At 39.9% G+C, this 2,172-nt stretch carries 2 protein-coding genes; both read right to left on the bottom strand.

Going from position 1 to position 2,172, the window contains the following annotated elements:
* Positions 1-236, bottom strand: a 236-nt coding sequence (locus tag IQ228_RS25055; protein ID WP_228044073.1) for a hypothetical protein, incomplete at its 3' end; no start/stop codon positions are given.
* A gap of 517 nt (positions 237-753) precedes the next feature.
* Positions 754-2,172 (bottom strand): Ig-like domain-containing protein (locus tag IQ228_RS25060; protein WP_193964850.1); only part of this gene is annotated, 1,419 nt, incomplete at its 5' end.

Raw genomic sequence — 2,172 nt, forward strand, 5'->3', positions numbered from 1 at the left:
GTTTTAATTTCCCCTGATAATTCTGCCTGTCCAATTTCCAGTTTATTTAGTCTACCATCAATAATTTCTAGTTTTTGATTGACTTGAGCAAATTGCTTCTCCATTTTCTGATTGACTTCAGCAAATTGCCGATCCATTTTTTGGTTAACTTCGGTAAATTGCTTCTCTATCTTTTGATCCAAACGAGATAATATTTCTTCCAGAGTATAAGTGAGAATTGGTGGGTTGGTTGTCATATATTTTCGTGATAGTTATTTTGGGGACAATAACAGTAGCATCTGTCATTTTACTATTTTACCCCCTTGTGAAGGAGAAGCGGCTTTGTTACCAACAAGATACCCGACTTCTTAGAGAAATCGGGTATCTGACTCTTGCAATATTACCGCTACGTAGCTTAAACAGTCACAAAGCTACTAAGCTGTTACGCAGCTAAATTTGATAACCATAATTTACTTGAACTTTGTAGTGCGGGCATCTTGCCCGCTAGAATTATACAAACTAAATGCACAACAGCTTAACCATAATTTACTTGAACTTTGTGGTGCGGGCATCTTGCCCGCTAGAATTATACAAACTAAATGCACAACAGCTTAGTAGATAAAGTACCCTTGTATCCCGTAATATCCCTACCCGGAGAATCAAATAGGCTTACGCTATCGCTCCAAAGGAATATGAATTAAATAAAGTGCAAAAGTAGGGTGTGTTAGCGACAGCGTAACGCACCATTTCAGGTTAAATCAGAATTGCAGGTTATTAAATTTGCGTTCCAAAGGAGAAAACCGCATCATTAAAATCGTAGTCACTTATCCCCACACCCGCAGGTAGATCTTCAAAACCAAAGGTATTATTCCCAAAACTTCTTAAATGAGCCGCACCGTCCGGGTTAGCTACCCCAAAGCTAAAATAGGCTACAGGTAAAGTCGTGTAATTTTGCGCGGTAGCCGGACTATTATTAGGGTTCGCAGCAAAGAAAGCATTAATCGCTTGTTGAAGATTACCGGAGAAGTTACCACCATTAGCAATCACAAAGGGAGAATAGATTTTACCACCACTGACAACGACATCACTCGCAGCACCACTACTTGAACCCCCTACCCGCGCAATAAAGTTATTTACCACTTTACCCAAAGCGGCTTTCGCATAACCGGTTTCTCCGGGTTTAATGCCATTTACAGACCCCGTTGCATCATCCACCTCATATAGACCGAACAGATTATTAAAAGCTGCGGTGGTCTGATTTAGGGCATTTTGCAGGGAGTTTTTGACAAGGGATGGGTTGTAGTTATTAGGAAATTCGTAGCCCAATTTATCAACAATACCAGTTAATGTACCTGCTTCCTTGGGAATCAGTTTATCATCAGGAGCAATTGGGATTAGCTGAGTTGGTGCTACAGTATCAGTTGCAGCTTTACCCGTAACCGTTACCCTAACATTAGCGCTTGCGGAAAGATCACCATCAGAGACAGTGTAACTAAAGACATCATTACCCAAATAATTGGCATCTGACAGCGTATAGGTCAAATTATTGCCATTGATATCAACTTTGCCATATTTACCGTCGGTTTTGCCGGTGAGCTTTAAACTATCTCCTTCAGGGTCACTATCATTGTTTAAAGGGTTGATAGTTCCCGCACTTCCTTGACTGACAGATAATTGATCATTTTGTGCAACGGGAGGATCATTTACCGGAGTCAGATTGATTGTGATTGTAGCAGGATCAGATTCTACTTTTGGAGTACCATTATCAATCGCTGCTACTGTCAATGTGGCAACATTACCATTAGCATTAAGAACGGGATTATATCGCAGATTAGCTAGGTCATCAACTGATATCTCTTGATTGACAGTCACTTGTTGACCATCAACAAAAGTCAGGCTTCCAGCGGTTGGTAAACTTATTACCTTAATTGCCATTAAATCATTATTGTCTTCGTCTTGGTATTTACCCTTGTCTTTGAAGTCTCCAATACCAAAACTAATTATTTGATCTTCTTGTCCATTTTGGGTGAAGCTTTGCAGATTTGGTTTTTTGTTAGACGCAGCATCATCATCATTATTAATTGTTCCTTTCGCTGTAGCGTTGGTAGAACTAACAACCGCACCATTATTAGGATTGCTTAAACTCACAGTGAAAGTCTCATTGCCTTCAAATAGGCTATCTTGAGTTGTTTG

Origin of the sequence: Dolichospermum sp. LEGE 00246, from assembly GCF_015207865.1 — a bacterium.
Lineage (GTDB): Bacteria > Cyanobacteriota > Cyanobacteriia > Cyanobacteriales > Nostocaceae > Dolichospermum > Dolichospermum heterosporum.